This is a genomic window from Pseudarthrobacter xylosi, from assembly GCF_055412765.1.
The window spans coordinates 265,310-279,095 of record NZ_JBVAYT010000004.1 but is presented as its reverse complement, the minus strand read 5'-3'; the positions used below and the strand labels follow the sequence as shown (position 1 = coordinate 279,095).

The following is a 13,786-nucleotide window of genomic DNA, read 5'->3' as shown; positions in this document are numbered from 1 at the left end:
GTCCACCAGGGGCGGCAGCGCCTACGTTGCTTCGGTGTCGAACGGGGCTGGTTCGCCCGGGGGCAGTGACTGGACCACGCGTTCCGGACGGGAGGGAGCCGTCCCGCCTGTGGCAACGGCCCCTGCACCGGCGACGGCCGCTACCGCGGCGGGCGCGCCGGCACTGACGGGTTTGGCGTCGTCGTCCAGGAGGGCTTCCTTGATGATGCGCCGCGGATCGTACTGACGGGGATCGTATTTCTTCCAGTCGACATCATCGATGTCGATGCCGACTTCTTCCTTGATCTGCTCCCGCGCACCGGAGGCCATCCGGCGGACTTCCTTCACAAGATTCGCAAGTTTCTGGGTGTATTCGGGCAGGCGCTGGGGACCGATCACCAGGATGCCAATGATCAGCAGGAGGAAGAACTCCGGGCCGTTGATTCCAAACACTTTAGGAAGATTACCCTCTCCGGAGCCCGGCTGACGATTCCTGCCCGCCAGCGTCGCAAAGTGCCTGCATCAAGGAGCCAGTATCTCCCCGAGTTTGCGGATTCCCCGCTCCAACCGGGCCGCGGGAGAGTCGTCCTCTGCGGTCACTGCGGCGGCAGCAGGCGCCGTGCTGGCACCCGCATTAATTCCTTCAACGGCGAGGACGCTGAGCCGCTTCAGCACTGGCACGGCGTCTTCGGCCTGTTCCGCCTGGAGGTCGGATTCCACGGTGAAAATCCCGGCCGTAGTCTCAACAGTGGCTGTCCAGGGCGCCAGGTTGCGGACCACCAGCTTCTCATCCGTCTGGCTTGCGCCTAGGCCGGCGCCCTGACCGGAGTTCTGCTCGGCGTCCGCAGGATGTTGTTCCACGATCGTGGCGTAGTGGTTCCCATCGGAGAGGTGCAATTCCACCGCCGGCCGCCCGTTAAGTGTTATGGCATTGGCGCTCCGGACGTGGAAGCCAAGCTGCTCCAGTTCCGGACAGACCCAGCCTTCCGAGCGAAGGGCGAGCAATTGCGGTGCGCTGAGCTCCCTGCCGTCGGCCGGCAGCTGGGCCGTATGCTGCACCAGGCTCCCATTGATGGCCGCTTGGGCGACGGGCGTGCTGTCCCCCGCCAGCGCAAACGCACTGACCGCAAGAATTCCGGCGGCTGCAGCCGTGCCGCCGGCGGCGAGTGCGAGGATTTTCACGGCTTGGGACTGGCGCGGGGCTGGCTCGGCCGCGGACGCCAGCAACTGTGTCCTGGCCAGCAGACGGGCCGTCAGGTCATCGCTGGCAGGCGGCACGGCCGCATCACGGAGACGCTCGATGTACTGGCGTTCACGCTTCAGGGCCGCTGCACATTCTGCGCAGGTCTGCACGTGCTCGGCGCCGCGGTGGTGCCGGCGTCCGAAGGGGTTCTGGGGCGTCATGGTGCCGATCAGAGGATGCTGGCGATGCGTGGCAGCGAAAGCTTCGGCTTTCGTCCTTGCTGAGGCCGGGGATCGCGGTGGGCCAGCTTTTCGCGCAGCATGGTCCGGCCCCGGTGGATACGCGAACGGACGGTGCCCAGTTTGACGCCGAGTGCAGCGGCCACTTCGTCGTAGGACAGGCCTTCCAAGTCGCAAAGCACGACGGCGGCGCGGAAGGCCGGGGGCAGCTCCTCCAAGGCAGCCTGGACATCGAGGTCCAGGTTGTTTAGTTCGAAGCTCTGTTCCGGTCCGGGTTCACGCCCGGGAATCCGGGATTCGGCGTCGTCGGCCAGCGCGTCAAACCGGATCCGGGTTTTCCGGCGGGCTTGGTCCAGGAACAGGTTGGTGGTGATGCGGTGCAGCCAGCCATCCAGTGTCCCGGGCTTGAAATTCTCCAGTGACCGGAAGACGCGGACAAACACCTCCTGGGTGAGGTCCTCGGCGTCGAACTTGTTCCCCGTCAGGCGGTACGCCAGGCGGTAGACCTTGGCGGAGTGGTTGGCCACCACTTCCTCCCAGGTGGGCCTGACCCATACAGCGGCGGAATCTTGCGTCGCAGGGACAGGTGCCATACCTGATGCTGACATCGTCCACTCCCATCGTGGATTGCTATCGCCCGGATACTGTTGACATCTCTGGTTCGGCGCCGATCACCTCATGGATGACCGGATATCCATCATTTCAAATTTGGCTGGGAATTTCCTGACCGGGGCGGTTCTTCAGCCAAAGGCACAACGATTACCTTCCCCGGCTGGCACCCCCGCACACAGTAGGCTGTACTAAACACTCCCCTGCCGCCCAGAAAGCGAATCACATGAGCGCCGACAAATCCACGAGCTGGTCCTATGCAGAAGATCTGCCCGCAGAGGATGAGGTTATGCTTCGTGCCAGGGAGCGCTCCTTCGAACTGGGCGTGACCCCCATCGGCGCAGGTGTTGGTGCGGTCCTGACGGTGTTGGCTGCAGGCTCGAAGGCCCAGACTGCTGTTGAAATCGGCACAGGCGCAGGTGTCTCCGGCGTTTGCATCCTGCGGGGGCTCGGACCGCAGGCCGTGCTGACCACCATCGACGTGGACGTCGAACATCTGAAGGCGGCACGCGAAGCTTTTTCGGAGGCCGGCAGCCCGGCCAACCGCACGCGCACCATTTCCGGCCGCGCCGGTGACGTCCTGCCGCGCCTGACCGACTCCGCTTATGACCTGGTGTTTGTTGACGCCGACAAGCCCGGCCTGCCCGGCTACGTGGAACAGGCGGTCCGGCTCCTGAAGGCCGGCGGGCTGCTCATCATTAATGACGCACTGGACAAGGACCGCGTGGCCAACCCGGCTGTCCGTGAGTCCAACACTGTGGTGCTCCGCCAGGTGGGCAAGTCAATCCGCGACGACGACCGCCTGGCGTCCGCTATGCTTCCCACCGGCGACGGCCTGCTGGTTGCGGTCAAGAAGTAGATCCACAGGAAAAAAGCCAGGGTCCGCACCCGGTTGGCTGCGGACCCTGGCCCTGCGGGATTATTCGGCAACGCCGAACAGGATTATTCAGTCACGCCGACGAGGCATTCCTTAAGGTTGGCCGCCTCCGCAGCGTTCAGTTCCACCACAAGCCGTCCGCCGCCTTCGAGCGGTACGCGCATGATCAGGCTGCGGCCCTCTTTGGTGACTTCCATAGGGCCGTCGCCGGTGCGTGGTTTCATAGCCGCCATGAGGAATTTCCCCTCCATTTAGTCCCAGGACATATCAGCCCGGATGGGCTGTGTCCGCGTGGTCAAATCAAGCCGCTATGGCGGCCCGTACTGATGCCGCCATGGCTGAACATTTCTGAATGCTTTTTGTCCCTGCTTACTTACTATTATCCCGTAATGACCCGCACGTAGCTAATCGATGGACATTTACGGCCGCGTCGGATTCCCCAATCCGCCGGCCAGGCACCGCCCGCGATCACGGCGGATAATCTCCGCCGCCGGGAAGCTGCGCCCATGCCCACAGCCAGACGATCCACACGATCTGGAGCAGGACAAACGTTGCCAGGACCGTGCCGCGGTAGGCCTTGGACCGGGACAACAGCGCGGCCGCCAGCGCCAACGGGAACAGCGGTAGCAACATCCGGAAAGTACTGGTCTGGGGGTGGAGGAACAGTAGGAGGTAGCCCATGTAGCAGGCACACCAGAGGCGCATTTCCACACCAAGCCGGACCACCGGCGGGGAGAAAAGCAGGAGCGCAAAAAGGCCGGCAAAGACGAATGGCGCCACGATCCCCAGTACGGGGCCAAAGAGGTCGACGCCGGTGTCGAACCAAGGCTTGAACGGCACCAGATCGTGGCCGCGCCACACGGTTTCGGTTTTGGTATACGCCTCAATGTCCCCAGTAGCGGCCCAGGCTGCTGCCGGCCAGAGCAGGGCCGAAGCACCGCAGACAACGGTGAGGCCCGCCAGGGCGGCCAGCTCCCCCAGGCTGTGGGCGCCCGGCCGCGGCTCACGCCGATGCTTCTCGCGGCCCCGCTCCACGAGTCGCCAGAGGAAGAGCAGCCCCACCATGGCGGCAAAAGGAACGCCCACGGGACGGGACAGGCACAGCAGAAGTACCACCGGCATAGCCGCGAAATAGTGACGCCCGATGACGAGCAGCAGGGCCGTGGCCAGCAGGAAAATGGTCAGGGGCTCCGCGTACGGGACCTGGAGAATGGCAGACACAGGAAAGGTCGCGAAGAATGCCACACCCCAAAGCGCAGCAGCGTGCGAAGCCTTGAGCCTGAACAGGCAGTACACAACCAGGGCCGCACCCAACCCCGCCAGCATTGCGACGACCGTCAGCGCCGCGGCAGGGCTGATTCCCGTCAGGCCCGCGAGCGCACGGCCCAGGGCCGGAAAGAGCGGGTAGAAGGCCCACGCATTTTCCTGCACGTTGCCGGCCGCATCCGTTGGAAGTGGTGAGGGATATCCGTCAGTGATGATCCGGCCGTACCATCGCGCATCCCAGATATTGATGAAGTTCCAGTAGTCAGGGACGGCCGGAAACCACGGGTTAGTCCCTTGGTGCAGGGCTGCTGCCATGAAGATGCACGCACTGACCAGGCGGGCAGCGACGTAGAGGGCGCCAACCTGCAGCCACCATGGCCAGCGTCGGACCGCGCCCACTGTGCGGGCGCCGAATGCGGTGATCAACGCCGTCGGGCCCGTCCGGTCCCCGGTGTCAGCGCTCAAGCGCCTGCCTCCGGGTGCGCCGCACGTTCCACTTCCAGCAGCCGTGCCCGGAGCCTGCCGAGTTCTTCGTCTTTGGCCTCGATCTGGTCCCGCAGTTCGTCGAGGACCTGGTCCACCTGGTCCATCCGGTACCCGCGTAGGCCGAGGGAGAAGCGGACACGGTCGACGTCGGCAGGTGCAGCATCGGCCGGCAGCAGCACCGGCGGAAGGTTGGCGGGCGGCTGCCCGAACCCCGGGTAGAGAATCGGATTTTCCGGGACATCGGTGCCGACGGCAGGTTCACTGCCCCGGCGGACGCTGCGCAGTATGCCGCGGCGGCCACCGGCGCCTGCCCACAGGGTGGCGGCGATCAGCACGATGGCGAGGTAGACCAGGAAAAAACTCACAGCACCCATCGTGCCAGATCTGGGCCGGCGGCCTATTCGGGCCGTTGCTCGCCGTTGGTGGGAACGGGGGGCGTCCCGTGCAGCACCAATTGCACCGCTTCGGCGGGATCGTCCACTACCTGGATGAGGTCCAAGTCCTTTGCGGAGACCATTCCTTCTGCCACGAGGGTGCCCTTGATCCATTCGATCATCGGCCCCCAGAAGTCGACGCCGAGGAGCACGATCGGGAAGGAGGTCACCTTCCGGGTCTGGACCAGGACCATGGCTTCGAAGAGCTCATCCAGTGTCCCCAGTCCGCCCGGAAGAACGATGAAGCCCTGGGCATATTTGACGAACATGGTCTTGCGTGCAAAGAAGTAGCGGAAGTTAATGCCGAGGTCCACCCACTGGTTCAGGCCCTGCTCGAACGGCAATTCAATGCCCAGGCCGACGGAGACGCCATTGCCTTCAACGGTGCCGCGGTTGGCGGCCTCCATGGAGCCCGGACCGCCGCCGGTGATGACGGCCACGCCCGCGGCTGCCAGTTTCCGGCCTACTTCCATGCCCATTTCGTAGTACGGGCTGCCAGGCTTGGTGCGTGCCGAGCCGAAGACACTGACGGCTGGCCCCAGATCGGCAAGCGCGCCGAACCCTTCGACGAACTCGCTCTGGATCCGGAGGACACGCCAGGGGTCTGAATGGACAAACTGTCCGGCGCCCTTGGTATCAAGCAGATGCTGGTCGGACATTTCCACAGCCGCCTGCTTGCGGCGGAGTTCAAGGGGCCCCTTACGGCGCGGCTGGGAGGTTTTGGCCGGATCTGCGTTGATGCTCATCCCCCAAGGCTAATGCCAAAGGCCGGCGTGCCTGTGGCAGGTATCTCTTGAATCACGATCCGCGCCAACTTGGCGTGATTCACCTCATAACCAGCCAATGTTCGCTAGATTCTTCTTATGACTACTCATGTGCCCGGCGATGCGCTCGTCTCCCTGAATGGTGTGAATAAGCATTACGGTCAGTTGCACGTTTTGAAGGACATCAACCTCCACGTCCGCAAGGGCGAAGTGGTGGTGGTCATTGGCCCGTCAGGCTCGGGAAAGTCAACGTTGTGCCGTGCCATTAACCGTCTCGAAACCATCGAAGGCGGCACCATCAGCATTGATGGAAAGGTGTTGCCGGAGGAGGGGAAAGAGCTGGCCCAGCTCCGCGCCGACGTCGGCATGGTCTTTCAGTCCTTCAACCTCTTCGCGCATAAAACCATCCTCGAAAACGTGACGCTTGGTCCCATCAAGGTCAAAGGCGTTGCCAAGGCCCAGGCCGACAAGGAAGCCATGGCGTTGCTTGAGCGCGTGGGCGTGGGTCACCAGGCCCCCAAACTCCCGGCGCAGCTCTCCGGCGGCCAGCAGCAGCGCGTGGCCATCGCGCGGGCCCTGGCCATGAAGCCCAAGGTCATGCTCTTTGACGAGCCCACCTCTGCGCTGGACCCCGAGATGATCAACGAAGTCCTCGACGTTATGATCCAGCTGGCCAAGGAAGGCATGACCATGGTTGTGGTAACGCACGAAATGGGATTCGCCCGGAAGGCCGCCCACCGCGTGGTGTTCATGGCGGATGGCCAGATCGTGGAGGACGCCAAGCCGGAAGAATTCTTCACCAATCCGAAGAGTGACCGCGCCAAGGACTTCCTGTCCAAGCTGCTGACCCACTGATTTTCCATCAACGAACACACACTCCCGTTCGCACCCAGGCCGTGACCCACGGCCGATCACTGAAAGGAATGTCATGAAGGCATTTATGACCCGCCGGAAGTCGTTCTTCGTGGCGGCAACTGCAGCCCTGGCGTTGTCCCTGAGCGCATGTGGCGGCACCACCCCCGGCACCACCAGCGATCCCACCGTTGCCGACAAGCCGACCTTTGCCGCCGGCACCACCATGGCCAAGCTGTCCTCAGCAGGCACCATCAAGATCGGCACCAAGTACGATCAGCCGCTCTTCGGCCAGGTGGGCCTTGATGGCAAGCCGGTGGGCTTCGACGTCGAGATGGGCAAGCTGATCGCTGCCAAGCTGGGCATCGCTGCGGACAAGATCGAATGGTCAGAGACTGTCTCGGCCAACCGTGAACCGTTCATTGAGCAGGGCAAGGTGGACCTTGTTATTGCCACGTACACCATCAATGACAAGCGCAAGCAGGTTGTCAGCTTCGCGGGACCGTACTACGAGGCCGGCCAGGCGCTGATGGTGAACAAGGACAACACGTCCATCACCAAGCCTGAGGACGTGGCGGGCAAGAAGGTCTGCTCGGTCACCGGTTCAACGCCTGCCGCCACGATCGTAGACAAGTACAAGGCCGAGCTCGTGCCGGCAGCCACGTACTCCGCTTGCCTCGAACCGCTGCGCAACAAGCAGGTCGAAGCGATCACCACGGACAACGTGATCCTTGCCGGCTTTGTGGACAAGGAACCGGACGCTTTCAAGCTGGCCTCGGATACAACCTTCACCAAGGAGCCGTACGGCATTGGCCTGAAGAAGGACGACACCGAATTCCGTAACTGGATCAATGACCAGCTTGAGACGTTCGGCAAGGACGGGTCCTACAAGAAGGCCTGGGAAGCAACTGCAGGTTCGGTCATCAAGACCGCCCCTGAACTTCCCGCCATCAACCGCTACTAGGTAGCACCGGCGGCTTCCGGGGAATTCGTTGACCGCGTTTCCCGGAAGCCGCCAGCCTGCTTTTTGACCCCCTACGCCAGAGCCGAAGGATCCTATGGAAGTCATCATTGAAAACCTCCCCCTTTATTGGGAAGGCCTTCTCCGCACCCTTTTCCTGTCCGTCGTCTCCGGGATCATCGCCCTTATCCTCGGAACACTCCTGGCAGCAGCCCGCGTTTCGCCCGTTGCGGCCCTCCGGGGATTCAGCACCGTCTACGTGGAAATTCTCCGGAACACTCCACTGACCATTGCCTTCTTTTTCGCAGCGATCGTCCTGCCCCGCCTCGGCGTGACCTTCCAGCAGTTCGAGGTCGCGGCGATCATCGCCCTCAGCGCCTATACAGCGGCCTTCATTGCTGAAGCCGTCCGGTCAGGCGTTAACAGCGTCCCGCTCGGCCAGGCTGAGGCCGCGCGCAGCATCGGCATGAACTTCGGCCAGGTTTTGAATCTCATCATCCTGCCGCAGGCGCTGCGGACCGTGATTCCGCCCTTGATCAACATCCTGATCGCCCTCGTCAAGAACTCCTCCGTCGCCGGCGCGTTCTTTGTCCTGGAACTGTTCGGCTACGGCCGCCAAATGGCCAACGCCAACGGTGACCAGGTCATGGCAGTTCTGCTCGGCGTAGCGTTCTTCTATCTGCTCCTCACCATTCCGCTGGGCATCCTTGCCAGCACGGTGGAACGAAAGGTGGCGATTGCCCGATGACTTCAGTCCTCTACGACGTTCCCGGCCCCAAAGCGCGCCGGGTCTCGCTGATCGGTTCCGCGGTCGGAACCGTCCTGATCCTGGGACTCCTGGCATGGATCGTCATGACCCTCGCCCAGCAGGGCATTTTTGAAGGCCGCCGCTGGGCGATCTTCACCCGGGGCGACGTCTGGACGCTGCTCGCCAATGGCCTCGGCGCCACACTCAGCGCAGCCGCCCTCGCCGCAGTGATCGCGTTCCCCCTCGGCCTGATGTTCTGCCTGCTGCGCATCTCGCTGGTCGCCTGGATCCGGATTCCGGCCCGCGTGGTCCTCGAATTCCTGCGCGGCATGCCGGTTGTCCTGATGATGCTCTTCGTTCTGCTGGTATTCGGGACAAGTTCATTCGTCGCGGTGGTGACGGGGCTCGTCCTCTACAACACCGCTATCTTCGCGGAGATCATCCGGGCCGGCATCCAATCACTGCCGAAGGGACAGCGGGAGGCGGGCCTGACCATCGGCCTGACCAGTTTCCAATCCCGAATGCTCATCGAGCTGCCGCAGGCCGTACGGCGCATGATGCCGTCGCTGGTTGCCCAACTGGTGGTGCTCCTGAAGGACACCTCGCTGGGCTACATCGTGGCGTACGGCGAACTGCTGCGTGCGGTGCAGGTCATGGCGGACTTCCTGGGTAACGCGTTCCTGTTCCCCATCTTCTTCGTGGCCGCCGCCATCTACATTGTGATCAACATCTGTGTTTCCCGGCTCGCAATCTGGATCGAGCGCCGGGGTTCACAGAAGACGGCAGGCGGTGTTGCCAAGGCACCAACCGCAGTGGTCGCACCGGAACTACCGGAAGTTCGGGAACCCAAGTAGCCACATCCAACACATAAGCAGAAGGGTCCGCAGCCTGCAGGCTACGGACCCTTCTGCTTATGTGCCTACGCCGAAAGCCAGCTTCGCAACGCCCGCAGGCACTCCCGGATGGCATCGGCGTCGACGTGCTCGTTGTCCTTGTGGGCCAGCAGCGGATCGCCAGGCCCGAAGTTCACCGCGGGGATCCCCAGTTCGCTGAAGCGTGCGACGTCGGTCCAGCCGTATTTCGGTTTAGGCTCGGCTCCGACGGCTGCGACGAAGGACGCGGCAGCGGGATGATTCAGGCCGGGACGGGCGCCGGCGGCCGCGTCCACGCGGACCACGGTGAAGCCCGCCAACAGTTCCCTGACGTGCGCCTCCGCCTGGTCCGGCGTCTTGTCCGGGGCGAAGCGGTAGTTGATTTCCACCACGCAGCGGTCTGGAATGACGTTGCCGGCCGTGCCGCCGTGGATCTTCACTGCGTTAAGGCTCTCGCGGTAGTCCAGGCCGTCAACGTTAATGGTCTGCGGCGCGTAGTCCGACAGCCGGGCCAGGATGGGCGCGGCCGCGTGGATGGCATTGCTGCCCATCCACGCACGCGCGGAATGCGCTGCCTCGCCCACTGTGGTGGCCTCAAAACGGCTGGTGCCGTTGCAGCCACCCTCGACTGTGCCGTGGGTCGGTTCCAGCAGGATGGCGAAGTCCCCGTCCAGGAGGTCGCCGTGGTTGCGGACCAGACGCCCCAAGCCACTCTTGACCGACTCCACTTCCTCGTGGTCATAGAACACAAAGGTGACATCCCGCTTGGGCGCCGCGCCGCCGTCGAACATTGTAGCCGCCAGCGCCAGCTGCACGGCGACGCCGCCCTTCATGTCAGTGGCTCCGCGCCCGTAGAGCACGCCCGCCCCCGGGACGCCGGACTCCCACGTGGACGGGACGGTTCCGCGCGCGCCTTCCGTAACCGGCAACGGCACAGTGTCCAGGTGTCCGGCGAGGATGACCCGTTCCGCCCTGCCCAGGTCGGTGCGGGCGATGATGGCGTCACCGTCCCGGACCACCTGGAGTTCGGGGATGGCCCGCAGCGCAGCTTCGACGGCGTCGGCCAGCACTGTCTCGTTCCCGGACACGCTGTTGATGTCCATGATGGCGGCGGTGAGCACGGAGACGTCCTGGCGGAGGTCCAAAGGCAGGGTGGTGGATTTAGGGGCGGTTTCGGCAGTCACGTTGCCAGTCTAGTTCGAACGCGACCCCTGCCTCTCGCTAGACTGGGGCCATGACTGAGACCGCTACCTCCGCCGCGCCCAAAGACCAGAACGCAACCTCCGAAGACCGCTCCGCCTACGGCTTCGGGTTGGCCACCATCGCAACGGCCCTTGGCCAGGACGCAGCGGAAGCCACCGTCCTGGACGTCTGGTTCCCGGCACCGGCCCTAGGCATCGCGGCCGATAACCTGCGCGCCGTAGAGAATGCGGACGAAACCCTGGTCCAGCTCGCCGAAAGCGGCACCGACGCTGACCGCGGGACCGAGCAGAAGGTGGTCTTCGTCCAGATCAACCTTGACGAAGCTCCGGCTGACACCGCCGACGCCTACCTCCGCCTGCACCTGCTGTCGCACCGGCTGGTCCGTCCCAACACCATCAACCTGGACGGCATCTTCGGCAAGCTCCCCAACGTTGTGTGGACCAACTTCGGCCCCGCCGCCGTGGAAGGCTTCGAGCTGACCCGCGCCAAGCTTCGCCGCCGTGGCGCCGTCACCGTCTACGGCGTGGACAAGTTCCCGCGCATGGTGGACTACGTGGTGCCCTCCGGTGTCCGGATCGCCGACGCCGACCGCGTCCGCCTCGGTGCCCACCTCGCCGAAGGCACCACCGTGATGCACGAAGGCTTTGTGAACTTCAACGCCGGCACCCTGGGCGCTTCCATGGTGGAAGGACGCATCTCGGCCGGCGTCGTGGCCGGCGATGGCAGCGACGTGGGAGGCGGCGCGTCGATCATGGGCACCCTCTCCGGGGGCGGCAAGGAAAAGATCGTCATCGGTGAGCGGGTCCTGCTGGGCGCCAACTCCGGCGTCGGCATCAGCGTCGGCGATGACTCCGTGGTGGAAGCAGGCCTCTACGTCACTGCTGGAACCCGCGTGCTTGTTCCGGGGCCCAAGGACGAGGACGGCGAAGACACCGCCAAGATCGTGAAGGCAGCCGAGCTGTCCGGCGTCCCCAACCTCCTGTTCCGGCGCAACTCCACCACCGGCGCCGTAGAGGTCTTGCCGCGTAGGGGCCAGACCGTGGAACTAAACGACGCCCTCCACGCCAACTGACCTGTCGGTGGCACCTGGTCGCAGTTTAATTCGCCCCACTGTGCTGCTGCTAACCCTGGCACTGGCGGTCGCCGGAATCTACACGGCAGTCTCTTTCCTGCAGCGCTCCGAAACCCTGGTCTCGGAGCGCTGCACGGCCGACGTCGGTTCCCAGAGCGCGGAGCTTGCACCGGACCAGGCGGTTAATGCCTCATTGATCACAGCGGTTGCGGTGCAGCGCGGGCTGCCTCCCCGGGCAGCCACCATCGCTCTTGCAACTGCCATGCAGGAATCCAAGCTGCGCAACATCGCCCATGGCGACCAGGCAGGCCCGGACTCCCGCGGACTCTTCCAGCAACGTCCCTCGCAAGGGTGGGGAACCGAGGCCCAGGTCATGGACCCGTATTATGCTGCCAACGCTTTTTACGATGCCCTGGTCAAGATTCCCGGCTATGAGTCCCTGGAAATTACCGACGCCGCCCAGCGTGTCCAGCGCTCGGCCTATCCGCTCGCCTACGCACAACACGAAGACATGGGCCGCTCCTTCGCGTCAGGCCTGACCGGCCAGACGCCCGCCTCCGTGCTGTGCACCTTGCGCGCCCCGGAGGAACCGGGCATCCCCGCCGCCGTCGAGTCCGAGCTCGCCCAGGCGTACGGGCCGCTCGCGATCACCACGGAAATTGAATCCCTCGTGGTGGAAGCTGACGGCACCCAGGCATGGTCCGTGGCCCATTGGGCAGTTGCCAACGCCAAGGGCCTGGCGGTGACGCGTGTGGACGTTGACGGCCGCAGCTGGGACCGTGAGGCTCAGGACGGCTGGCGGGAATCGGACGCGCCGGCCGGCCAGGTTCGGATTACTGTGGCACCGGCGGGCACCGGCAGCTGACTGGCCGGTTGCCGATGCCCAGGTGCTGAGTGCCTCGGTGTTGACCGGCGCAGCCTCAGACCAGGATGTCCACCACGGGCTGGACATAGCTGCGGAAGAGCTCCGGTGCGGACATGAGGTTATGACTCATGATGATCTTGTCCGGCTCCAGATACCACGCCCGCTGTTCGTTCAGCGGAAGTTCGATGATGGTGAGGGTGAAGTCCCGCGACCCCCGGCCCACCTCCAGCAGGCGGTCGTCCACCATGTCGCCGAGCAGTTGGTCTGAACCGCTGGCCACCCGTTCGGCCTCCAGCCTGACGTACTCGCTGCGGCGCTCCCGCGCCCAGGTCAGGGCCGACCCGAAATGCGCCTGCAGGACACGCTGGAGGGCCGGGGAATTTCCGAATTCCGCAAAATCCGGAGGCGACAGCTCCGGCGAGGTCTGTGGGTGTGCCTTCAGCAGCTGCTCCCACCAGGCTTCCCATTCGGTTTTGAGCGCACTCTGCCCACCGACGTCGGCGGTGAGGTGAGAGTGGTCTGCATGGCGGATCTTCGGCGCGGCATGCGACAACGCGGGGTGGCCGGCGCCGTCGAGTCCTGCCGCATCACGGACAAAGAGCGCGATCATCAGAGGCCCGGACGTATCCGTAGTGATCTGCCAGCCGGAACCACCTGTGTGATGCATCCCTATTCCTCCTGTGGCCTGCCTGTACCGGCCTGACCAGCCGGTTCTGCTTCCCCGGCTCCCAGTCTATTCCCCATGCCACCGGACAGTAATGTCAGGCGGCCAGGCTCCTGAGGTGGCGGTCCAGGACATCATGGCACATCTGTGCCGTCATCCAGGCGGGCTGCAGGAGGGCGTGCATGCACAGCCCGTCCAGCGTCGCCAGCAGCCTCTCTGCCTCGACCGCCAGCGATTGCTGCCCATCGCCGTCCTCCGGCACGAGTGCCGTGATGACCTGCCCGACGACGGCCGCCACCTCCCGGTGGCTCCGATCAGCCTCAGCCGCGAGGAAGGGACGGATCCTGGCAGCGTTTTTGAAGGCCATCCATACACAGGCGTCCACGGCCCGTTCCTCGTCGAGCGGAAGAAATTCACTCAACAGGGTTAAAACCGCCTCACGATGCGGGCCGGTCCCGGGTTCGCTGGCGGCCATCACCGGCAATGCTGCGGTGAGCCGGCCCGTGATCCGGTCCACAACTGCAGCAAAGGAATGGCTGAGAAGTTCTTCGCTGCCGGCAAAGTAGTGCCGGACGGAGCCCACAGCGAGTCCGGCTTCGTCTGCCACTTCCCGCAGTGACGCACGCTCGAGGCCGTCGACGGCGATGATCCTGAAGACCGCGTCGACGATCTCTGCACGCCGGGCTTCGGCATCTACAATTTTGGGCACCCT

17 protein-coding genes are annotated in these 13,786 nt (G+C 64.2%); 7 read left to right on the top strand and 10 right to left on the bottom strand.

Annotated elements, in window-relative coordinates:
• Positions 1 to 21: 21 nt before the first annotated feature.
• The 3 genes from ACZY1F_RS11380 to sigE all read right to left on the bottom strand — a co-directional run bounded on the left by ACZY1F_RS11380 (position 22) and on the right by sigE (position 2,009).
• Positions 22 to 432: a twin-arginine translocase TatA/TatE family subunit gene (locus tag ACZY1F_RS11380; protein ID WP_463941783.1), complete on the bottom strand. Its 411-nt coding sequence runs from the start codon at positions 430 to 432 to the stop codon at positions 22 to 24.
• Positions 433 to 501: 69 nt separating this feature from the next.
• Positions 502 to 1,383 carry an anti-sigma factor gene (locus ACZY1F_RS11375; RefSeq protein ID WP_463941782.1) on the bottom strand — a complete coding sequence of 294 codons (882 nt, stop codon included), beginning with the start codon at positions 1,381 to 1,383 and terminating at the stop codon, positions 502 to 504.
• Between the two features lie 8 nt (positions 1,384 to 1,391).
• Complete coding sequence (gene sigE, locus ACZY1F_RS11370; RefSeq protein ID WP_463941781.1) at positions 1,392 to 2,009, bottom strand: RNA polymerase sigma factor SigE; 618 nt, start codon at positions 2,007 to 2,009, stop codon at positions 1,392 to 1,394.
• 227 nt (positions 2,010 to 2,236) lie between these two features.
• Between sigE and ACZY1F_RS11365 the strand changes: the two genes are divergently transcribed.
• Positions 2,237 to 2,869, top strand: a complete 633-nt coding sequence (locus tag ACZY1F_RS11365; protein ID WP_463941780.1) for an O-methyltransferase — start codon at positions 2,237 to 2,239, stop codon at positions 2,867 to 2,869.
• An 83-nt stretch (positions 2,870 to 2,952) separates the two neighbouring features.
• On the opposite strand, the gene ACZY1F_RS11360 is transcribed toward ACZY1F_RS11365, so the two are convergent.
• From ACZY1F_RS11360 to ACZY1F_RS11345, 4 genes are all read right to left on the bottom strand, one after another.
• The gene (locus tag ACZY1F_RS11360) at positions 2,953 to 3,120 is read right to left on the bottom strand and encodes a DUF3117 domain-containing protein (RefSeq protein WP_009357720.1); all 168 of its coding nucleotides are present in this window, start codon (positions 3,118 to 3,120) and stop codon (positions 2,953 to 2,955) included.
• 235 nt (positions 3,121 to 3,355) lie between these two features.
• Positions 3,356 to 4,579 (bottom strand): putative hexosyltransferase, encoded by a 1,224-nt coding sequence (locus ACZY1F_RS11355; RefSeq protein WP_463941903.1) that lies wholly within the window; start codon positions 4,577 to 4,579, stop codon positions 3,356 to 3,358.
• Positions 4,580 to 4,614: 35 nt separating this feature from the next.
• Positions 4,615 to 5,013, bottom strand: a complete 399-nt coding sequence (locus ACZY1F_RS11350) for a DivIVA domain-containing protein (RefSeq protein WP_463941779.1) — start codon at positions 5,011 to 5,013, stop codon at positions 4,615 to 4,617.
• A 23-nt stretch (positions 5,014 to 5,036) separates the two neighbouring features.
• The gene (locus tag ACZY1F_RS11345) at positions 5,037 to 5,819 is read right to left on the bottom strand and encodes an LOG family protein (RefSeq protein ID WP_252567425.1); all 783 of its coding nucleotides are present in this window, start codon (positions 5,817 to 5,819) and stop codon (positions 5,037 to 5,039) included.
• A gap of 117 nt (positions 5,820 to 5,936) precedes the next feature.
• On the opposite strand from ACZY1F_RS11345, the gene ACZY1F_RS11340 reads away from it, so the two are divergent.
• The 4 genes from ACZY1F_RS11340 (at position 5,937) to ACZY1F_RS11325 (ending at position 9,252) form a co-directional block, all read left to right on the top strand.
• The gene (locus ACZY1F_RS11340) at positions 5,937 to 6,692 is read left to right on the top strand and encodes an amino acid ABC transporter ATP-binding protein (RefSeq protein WP_463941778.1); all 756 of its coding nucleotides are present in this window, start codon (positions 5,937 to 5,939) and stop codon (positions 6,690 to 6,692) included.
• A gap of 73 nt (positions 6,693 to 6,765) precedes the next feature.
• Positions 6,766 to 7,653, top strand: a complete 888-nt coding sequence (locus ACZY1F_RS11335; protein ID WP_463941777.1) for a glutamate ABC transporter substrate-binding protein — start codon at positions 6,766 to 6,768, stop codon at positions 7,651 to 7,653.
• A 94-nt stretch (positions 7,654 to 7,747) separates the two neighbouring features.
• On the top strand, positions 7,748 to 8,398 hold the full coding sequence (locus ACZY1F_RS11330) for an amino acid ABC transporter permease (RefSeq protein ID WP_056343998.1): 651 nt from the start codon (positions 7,748 to 7,750) through the stop codon (positions 8,396 to 8,398).
• On the top strand, positions 8,395 to 9,252 hold the full coding sequence (locus tag ACZY1F_RS11325) for an amino acid ABC transporter permease (protein WP_463941776.1): 858 nt from the start codon (positions 8,395 to 8,397) through the stop codon (positions 9,250 to 9,252). The genes ACZY1F_RS11330 and ACZY1F_RS11325 overlap by 4 nt, the downstream gene beginning before the upstream one ends.
• Positions 9,253 to 9,317: 65 nt before the next feature.
• On the opposite strand, the gene dapE is transcribed toward ACZY1F_RS11325, so the two are convergent.
• Complete coding sequence (gene dapE, locus ACZY1F_RS11320) at positions 9,318 to 10,454, bottom strand: succinyl-diaminopimelate desuccinylase (protein ID WP_463941775.1); 1,137 nt, start codon at positions 10,452 to 10,454, stop codon at positions 9,318 to 9,320.
• Positions 10,455 to 10,504: 50 nt separating this feature from the next.
• On the opposite strand from dapE, the gene dapD reads away from it, so the two are divergent.
• Positions 10,505 to 11,545, top strand: coding sequence for a 2,3,4,5-tetrahydropyridine-2,6-dicarboxylate N-succinyltransferase (gene dapD / locus ACZY1F_RS11315; RefSeq protein ID WP_463941774.1), 1,041 nt, complete (start codon positions 10,505 to 10,507; stop codon positions 11,543 to 11,545).
• Positions 11,546 to 11,552: 7 nt separating this feature from the next.
• Complete coding sequence (locus ACZY1F_RS11310) at positions 11,553 to 12,410, top strand: transglycosylase SLT domain-containing protein (RefSeq protein ID WP_463941773.1); 858 nt, start codon at positions 11,553 to 11,555, stop codon at positions 12,408 to 12,410.
• 55 nt (positions 12,411 to 12,465) lie between these two features.
• Here ACZY1F_RS11310 and ACZY1F_RS11305 read toward each other — a convergent pair whose 3' ends face one another.
• Together ACZY1F_RS11305 and ACZY1F_RS11300 are read right to left on the bottom strand one after the other, a co-directional pair.
• The gene (locus ACZY1F_RS11305) at positions 12,466 to 13,077 is read right to left on the bottom strand and encodes a hypothetical protein (RefSeq protein ID WP_463915265.1); all 612 of its coding nucleotides are present in this window, start codon (positions 13,075 to 13,077) and stop codon (positions 12,466 to 12,468) included.
• Positions 13,078 to 13,171: 94 nt separating this feature from the next.
• Positions 13,172 to 13,783: a TetR/AcrR family transcriptional regulator gene (locus ACZY1F_RS11300; protein ID WP_463941772.1), complete on the bottom strand. Its 612-nt coding sequence runs from the start codon at positions 13,781 to 13,783 to the stop codon at positions 13,172 to 13,174.
• Positions 13,784 to 13,786 lie beyond the last annotated feature (3 nt).

Coding starts and splice junctions, on each gene's coding strand:
- ACZY1F_RS11330 (WP_056343998.1), top strand. CDS start 7,748: ATGGAAGTCATCATTGAAAACCTCCCCCTTTATTGGGAAGGCCTTCTC.
- sigE (WP_463941781.1), bottom strand. CDS start 2,009: ATGTCAGCATCAGGTATGGCACCTGTCCCTGCGACGCAAGATTCCGCC.
- ACZY1F_RS11335 (WP_463941777.1), top strand. CDS start 6,766: ATGAAGGCATTTATGACCCGCCGGAAGTCGTTCTTCGTGGCGGCAACT.
- ACZY1F_RS11360 (WP_009357720.1), bottom strand. CDS start 3,120: ATGGCGGCTATGAAACCACGCACCGGCGACGGCCCTATGGAAGTCACC.
- ACZY1F_RS11325 (WP_463941776.1), top strand. CDS start 8,395: ATGACTTCAGTCCTCTACGACGTTCCCGGCCCCAAAGCGCGCCGGGTC.
- ACZY1F_RS11350 (WP_463941779.1), bottom strand. CDS start 5,013: ATGGGTGCTGTGAGTTTTTTCCTGGTCTACCTCGCCATCGTGCTGATC.
- ACZY1F_RS11340 (WP_463941778.1), top strand. CDS start 5,937: ATGACTACTCATGTGCCCGGCGATGCGCTCGTCTCCCTGAATGGTGTG.
- ACZY1F_RS11375 (WP_463941782.1), bottom strand. CDS start 1,383: ATGACGCCCCAGAACCCCTTCGGACGCCGGCACCACCGCGGCGCCGAG.
- ACZY1F_RS11305 (WP_463915265.1), bottom strand. CDS start 13,077: ATGCATCACACAGGTGGTTCCGGCTGGCAGATCACTACGGATACGTCC.
- ACZY1F_RS11345 (WP_252567425.1), bottom strand. CDS start 5,819: ATGAGCATCAACGCAGATCCGGCCAAAACCTCCCAGCCGCGCCGTAAG.
- ACZY1F_RS11365 (WP_463941780.1), top strand. CDS start 2,237: ATGAGCGCCGACAAATCCACGAGCTGGTCCTATGCAGAAGATCTGCCC.
- dapD (WP_463941774.1), top strand. CDS start 10,505: ATGACTGAGACCGCTACCTCCGCCGCGCCCAAAGACCAGAACGCAACC.